Below are 6,150 nucleotides of genomic sequence, written 5' to 3' on the forward strand. Positions count from 1 at the left end.
GCCTGCAGCGCGCCCTCCGGGTCGAGGTCGAAGGCCGACCGCGCGTCCGGGTCGGTGAGCAGGTTGAGCACGAAGTCCTGCAGGCTCTGGTGCGACTCCACGTGGAGGCTGTGATGCGAATCCACGTGCAGGGTCTGGGGCGAATCCATCTTCGGGCACTCCTCGGACTACACGACCGCCGGATGTCGGGAGTGACGGTATGGCTCGTTACCGGCGCGGGGCATCGGGGAACGGCCCGCGACCCGTCCCGCCGGATTAGGGTGCTCACCCCCTCGTGCCTTAGGTGCATAGGGGACTCGGGTCGGCCAGGCTTAGGGGTTGAGTCCTCCGCCCGGCAGGCACCTGTGCGGACAGGAGAGTCCGTGCAGCGGAGTGGGCATTGCCTAACAACGGCCGTTAGCAGCATGGCCTCTCACAGCCGGGCGATACGGTGCTACCTGCCCGGAACCGCACCGGTGGCCCCCAGTGCCGGCCCCGAAGCGGCTGAGCTGCGAATACTTGCCAGAGGCAAGGTTCGTGGAAATGTCACCGATAGGTAGCCTGCCAGCATGAGCGACGAAGCGTGGGCAGCCGAGCCGGTTGACCCAGCGCGCTCACCGGGCGCCGCGGTAGTGCCGTTGATGTCAGAGCACTTCACCGCCGCGAGCGTCACCGCGCTCCGACACGCCGTCGAAACGAAGATCGCCGCGGCGGGACTAGTGGGCGATCGCAGCTTCGACTTCCTGCTCGCCGTGCATGAACTGGTCACTAACGCCGTGCGACACGGCGGCGGCCACGGCTACATCGACTTACGTTGTGAGAACGACGTGCTCGTCTGCGAAATCACCGATTACGGTATGGCAGCTGACCACCTTCCCACGCGGCTGCCGGCGGTCGATGTCGCCGGCGGTCGTGGGCTATGGCTGGCTCACCAGCTGAGCGACGAGCTCGTACTCACCCGACGGCCCGACGGGGTGACCGCAATGGTCGCCGTATGCTTGGAGCCACCGAGCAACCCCCACATCCGGACAGCATCGGCTGCGCCCCGCAACGACAGGCGCAGCAGTCCCGGGGAGGACAAAGCGTGACGAACCCTCAGCAAAGCTGGCAGCACCAGGTCCGCGTCGAGCCGGACCGCAGCATCGTCCTACTCGCCGGGGAAATCGACGTCACCGGCGCCGCGCAGCTCCTGGCCCTCCTCGACCGCACGATCCACTCCACGCAGCGGGTCGACGTCGACATGGCAGCAGTCCAGTTCATCGACTCGACCGTCATCAGCGCGCTAATTACCGCCCGGAACACGGCAACGGCAACCGGGAGACAACTCGTGCTCACCAACCCCAGCAGGAACACCCGCCGAGTTCTCGATATCACCGGCGTACTCGACGTCCTCTCCACCGCCGCTTCCTGACCTACCCTCCGCCTCCACGCACCGGCATCTGCGAGCGGTTGCTGATGTCGATCAAACGAAGCCCAGTGGCGAGGTTTGAGCGATGTCCGGACGTCCCGGCTCCGTCCGAGCCGGAACAAGGTGAAGGCGGCGAGCACGCCTGTTTCGATAGGTCGCCCACTGCTGCGGGCCAGGCAGCACCGCGGCGTCGCACCTCCCAGTGCCAACCTGCGGCGAGGTGGGTGCACTGGATCCAGGCGATGGTGCCGTGTAGCGGGTTTCGGCCTTGACGGAGCCGGCGAGGTGGTTGATGGGGCAGGGTGGTAACCCGTGCGCGTAGACCGGCGGCAAACCGAGATGGTGGCGGAGATCAGGTTCTCGGTCGCGGGCAGTCCGACGAGGTGCAGGTCGAGCTCTTGCGGGTTACGTGGGTAGTGACCAGCCGGGCGTGGCTAGAAGGGCATCGTCGTCGCCGACGAGCAGGGCCTCGTATCCGGGTAGCGTGGCGAGCCAGGTCACTGCTTGAGGCCCCTGCGCGGCCGCTGCGGTGGCGTACACGTCCGCCCAGGTCAGTGACGGCCCGGTGACGGTGACCGAGCGCAGGCCGCGGGCGGGGGCGCCGGTGTGCGGATCGACGATGTGCGCTCCGCGGTGTGCACTGCCCGAGGTCGCCATGGCCCCGTTGACGACCTCGACGGCGGTGAGGAGCTGATCGGGCTGTGCTGGATCCTCCACGCCCACGCGCCAGGATCCGCGTACCGTCATGTCCCCACCGGCATTCAGGTAGAACTCGTACCCCTGCAGGTGCTCCGCGGCGCGCTCAACGGCCCAGCCCTTCACGAGGCCGGACGGGTCGAAGCGGGTGCCGCCGCCGGGTTCGGGAAGGTATGCGTTGAAGTAGCCGCCCGTACGCTGCCGCGCCTGCTCGCAAAGATCGAGTACCTCGTCGACCAGCGGCTCCTGTACTGGCTCTCCCCGGTTCAGCGCGCTCAGCCGGCTGTCCGGGCGGTACGGGCTGAAGACGGCATCCATCGCGCGCAGTTCGGCGAAGGCCCCGGCGACGGCGTCCGCCGCCGCCGGGGAGTCGGCACCGGGACCGCGCACATGCACGCTGACGGGCAGACCCATGATCTGCTCGACGAACGCACGCCTGGTCACGGCTTGGCCTTGAACTGGGCGGCGTCCAGCGCGGCCTGGAGCGACTCCGTGTAGCCCTCGCTGGTCGCCGTCGCCCCGGACACCGCGTCGATCTGCGCGCTCTGCGCCGCGAGGGCCTCCGCGCGCAGCTTCGGCACCGCGTTCTTGTTGATCTCCCGGTCGCGGTTGCTCCCGCTGGGCACCGTCAGCGGCGTAATGTCGGTGATCCGGCCGCCGCTGATGTGGGCCTGCACCTGGACGCGCCCCCGCTTCGTCTGAACGACTGGGCCGTCGGCCACGGTAGTGGAACCGGATGCCGCAACGGTGCCTCGTGACGTCCCGGGGTCCGCCGGCGCGCTTGCGCCGCCGACGCTCCCGACCGACGTCGAGCTGTCGGGTCCGGTCGAGGTCCGGTAGCTAAAGAGAAGTACCACCACGGCGATCGTGGCGAGGAACCACATCGTGATCTTGCGCATGTCGTCCTCCTCGGGAGGTCGAATTGTGAGCGCCATGAGGATGGGTGGCGGCGTTACCAGGTGAAGCGTTCGAGATGAATGCGCTCCGCCGGCACGCCTGCGCGCCGCGCCGCCCGTACCACCGATTGCATCCACTCATCCGGTCCGCAGACGAACACGTCATGCTGCTGGATATCCGGTACGAAATCACACAAGGCTGTCGTGTCGTCGCCGAATCCGGCCGGCAACCACGATCCCTCCCGCCCGCGGGGCCCCAACAGGTACTCCACGCGCAGGCCACGGACGGCCGCGAGGCGCTCCAGTTCCTGGCGAAACACCAGGTCTTCTGCCGAGCGTGCCCGGTACAGCAGCGTGGCTTCTCCCGGCGCATACGGTAACTGTTCCAACAACGTCCGCAGCGGGGTGATTCCAATCCCGGACGCGATCATGGTTACCCGCGGGGCCGTGCGCCGGGCGGCGGTCAGCCGGCCGTACGGCCCCTCAATAAGCACACGGGTGCCCGGGCGTAACTCTGATACCTGCTCGCTGCCCTCGCCGCGGGATCGCACCGTGATCCGCAGCATGTCCTCACGCGGTACCGCGGACAGCGAGTACGGATGGCCGCGACTCCAACCCGGGCCGCTGAGGAAGCGCCATTGGAAGAACTGCCCGGCGCGTGCCGGCAATCGGTCCAGGTGGCGTCCGCGCATGTAGATCGAGTGAACGCCGGGAGCTTCCGGGACGACTGCGGCAATCGTGAGTCGGTGTCGCAGCGTCCGCCAGGCCGGCAGCCCGAGCCGGAAAGCGACCACCGCGCCAGCGCACGCGGCGTACACGGTCCACCAGTACAGCGTCGCGGCCCGGGAACTGGTGAAGTCGGCCCCGGTCCAGAGCTGATGCGGCAGCGCCAGGCCGACGCCGAGGTAGGCGTACAGGTGCAGCAGGTGCCATGCCTCGTAGCGCAGCCGCCGCCGCGCGGCCCGCAGGGACGTGAGCACGACCATCGTCAGGGCGGCCGCCCCGGCGACCGCCAGCAGCACTCCCGGATATGTGGTGACGAGGCTCCACGCCTCGCCTATCACAGAAACCCCACCGGTCGCGGCGTATCCGACCGTGATCAGCACGATGTGCGCGAGCATCAGATCGAAGGACACGAACCCGACCACACGGTGCCAACGGGCGAGCCTGTCCTGTCCGTAGGTGCGCTCGATCCACGGCACGCGCGCCATCAGCAGCACCTGGATGAGCAGCAGGTCGGCCGCGACAAGCCCGGTCAACCGGCCGAGCGACGTCAAGCCCGCCGCCCAGCCACGAAGATCCTGCACACCGCCGCCCCGCACCCAGAGCGCGACGACGATCAGCACGCTGACCACGCCGGCCGAAGCGATCACATCGGCCCACCACGACCACGCGGCGGTTCGTACGGGCCTGGCCGCCGCGCCGGCCACCTGCGCCTTTCCAGCCACAAGCCCCTCCAGCACACGCCCCGCCTGTTCGCCCATTAACCGTCGAATTTCCCTATCGCCACCTCCGGATCCGTCGGTGAGCGCGTGGTGCGATCGGAGAACCGGTCAGACGCTTTCGCACCGGACAAAAGTGACCGAGCGCGATCGCGTCTATTCACCGGCGAGTCAGGACGAAGTGGTCCTCGTGCGCGTCCCCCCTCCCCGGGCACGACCTACAGGCAGTTCGCGTCCGCCCGCCTGGACAGGACCGGGTCGCCTGCTGTGCGCGCACCGCCCGGTCCCGTTACCCCGGCCCCAGAGGTCACTCGGACGACTGTCCTCCTCGACCTGATCCGCTCACGACGGAGAACCGCTTCTTCCCGCATTCGCACCGTTCATGTCAGCGGCGGAGCAAGCCCGCCCAGCCGCGCACCCAAACGACGACCAAGCCGACGAGGCTTCCACGGGTTCCCACGTCGACCGGATCGGGGGGCGGCGGTGGTGGAGCGCCCTATCGACCAGTTCTATCTGCGGGTGCTCGAGGACGCCGCACCGTGGCTACTGCACAGGGGCAGACGTGGCCCGGATTAAGCGGCATCAGACGGCACTGCTCACGCGAGTCCTCGGTGGGCCCGACCGGTTACGAGGGACAGGACCTCTAGACGGCGTCAGCGCCGGTATCGACGAGTGCATCGACCTGCACCGCACGCTTCCAGGATTCCGTGCGCTGAACTCAGCCTTGACGAGCGCGCAGGTGCTCGACGGGGAGTCCGCCGGCGACGACGTCATCGCCGATCACCTCACCCGCGCCCTGATCCAGCGGTTCGCCATCGCCGACATCCCCCACCTGCGCACATTGGGCATCGCGGTCACGGCGTCGAACGCGCTCATCACGCTCGCCTTCCGTCGCCAGCCGGACGGCGACGAGCAGATGCTCACCGAAGCTAAGACCCTTGTCCTCGAATACCTCCACCGCAGTCTGAACCTTCGGCCAGCCACGTGACGCCAGTCCGCGCCGCGGCCATTGCCTCGACGCCTAGCCTGTCCCTGTCAGTGCGCGCTGTACCGGGCGGCCAACTCCGAGAGCGCAGCGAGTGCGAGGCCGTGCCCTCGCGGCAGTTTCCCGCCCTGAACCACGAGCCCTGACGGTGACACCCGTGACCTGGGCGAGAATCGCCCGTTACAGCCAGTGGCGGGCCTGCGGAGCGCCCTGGTGTGGGTGGCCCTCATGGGCGTGACCATTGAAGCGGATTCTTCATTCCGCAGGCCCGCCCCCGCGTGTCACCCTGGCAGGACGCCCCTCGGACGTGGTTATCCAGGTGGCGCCATCCGCCCGCGGCATCCCGAGATGATGGTGCCGCAGGCCATCCCGTGGTGGCGATTACCGGGCCGGCTCAGCGGAGACCCTGGCCGGGCAGGAGCGCTGGGTGCCGACTGCTGGCGAACGCGGGTACCAGCTCTCTGACACCACCGGTTTGGCCCATGGCCAGGAGCCACAGCAGGAATGTCGGTGCAATGCGGTGCAGGTAGCGGCTGCGACATCGGGGTGCGTTTCGGCGGGTGCGACTCGAGGGACCGCTGCCGGGTCCGCCGGGGTGGCGACCGCGATGATTGACGCTCGACTTTCGGGATAGATCAAGTCGTCGTCAGGGCAGATGCGCCGGATCAGTTGAGTCGGCCTGGAGTGCGGTGTCAGCGTTGCCGCTGGTCCGTTTCTCCAGGCCGCTCGCCGAACCCGCCGTGC

The 6,150-nt window shown here is 68.4% G+C and carries 6 protein-coding genes; 3 read left to right on the plus strand and 3 right to left on the minus strand.

Going from position 1 to position 6,150, the window contains the following annotated elements; translation table 11 throughout:
* Positions 1-548 precede the first annotated feature (548 nt).
* Complete coding sequence (locus ACVCAH_RS37245) at positions 549-1,067, plus strand: ATP-binding protein (protein WP_447140908.1); 519 nt, start codon at positions 549-551, stop codon at positions 1,065-1,067.
* Positions 1,064-1,390 carry an STAS domain-containing protein gene (locus ACVCAH_RS37250; RefSeq protein WP_447140909.1) on the plus strand — a complete coding sequence of 109 codons (327 nt, stop codon included), beginning with the start codon at positions 1,064-1,066 and terminating at the stop codon, positions 1,388-1,390. Before ACVCAH_RS37245 ends, ACVCAH_RS37250 begins: the two co-directional genes overlap by 4 nt.
* A gap of 402 nt (positions 1,391-1,792) precedes the next feature.
* Here the strand turns inward: ACVCAH_RS37250 and ACVCAH_RS37255 are convergent, their stop codons facing one another.
* From ACVCAH_RS37255 to ACVCAH_RS37265, 3 genes are read right to left on the minus strand one after another with little or no spacing between them, the layout of a single operon-like run.
* Entirely contained in the window at positions 1,793-2,527 is a 735-nt protein-coding gene (locus tag ACVCAH_RS37255; protein ID WP_447140910.1) for an FAD:protein FMN transferase, read from the minus strand.
* Positions 2,524-2,982, minus strand: a complete 459-nt coding sequence (locus ACVCAH_RS37260) for an FMN-binding protein (RefSeq protein ID WP_447140911.1) — start codon at positions 2,980-2,982, stop codon at positions 2,524-2,526. Before ACVCAH_RS37260 ends, ACVCAH_RS37255 begins: the two co-directional genes overlap by 4 nt.
* Positions 2,983-3,035: 53 nt before the next feature.
* Positions 3,036-4,463 carry a ferredoxin reductase family protein gene (locus ACVCAH_RS37265; protein ID WP_447140912.1) on the minus strand — a complete coding sequence of 476 codons (1,428 nt, stop codon included), beginning with the start codon at positions 4,461-4,463 and terminating at the stop codon, positions 3,036-3,038.
* A gap of 340 nt (positions 4,464-4,803) precedes the next feature.
* On the opposite strand from ACVCAH_RS37265, the gene ACVCAH_RS37270 reads away from it, so the two are divergent.
* Positions 4,804-5,409 (plus strand): hypothetical protein, encoded by a 606-nt coding sequence (locus ACVCAH_RS37270; RefSeq protein ID WP_447140913.1) that lies wholly within the window; start codon positions 4,804-4,806, stop codon positions 5,407-5,409.
* The last annotated feature ends 741 nt before the right edge of the window (positions 5,410-6,150 follow it).

The organism is Micromonospora sp. LZ34 (assembly GCF_052981855.1).

Excerpts from the sequence above, each read along its gene's own strand:
- ACVCAH_RS37265 (WP_447140912.1), bottom strand. The coding sequence starts at position 4,463 with ATGGGCGAACAGGCGGGGCGTGTGCTGGAGGGGCTTGTGGCTGGAAAG.
- ACVCAH_RS37260 (WP_447140911.1), bottom strand. The coding sequence starts at position 2,982 with ATGCGCAAGATCACGATGTGGTTCCTCGCCACGATCGCCGTGGTGGTA.
- ACVCAH_RS37245 (WP_447140908.1), top strand. The coding sequence starts at position 549 with ATGAGCGACGAAGCGTGGGCAGCCGAGCCGGTTGACCCAGCGCGCTCA.
- ACVCAH_RS37270 (WP_447140913.1), top strand. The coding sequence starts at position 4,804 with ATGTCAGCGGCGGAGCAAGCCCGCCCAGCCGCGCACCCAAACGACGAC.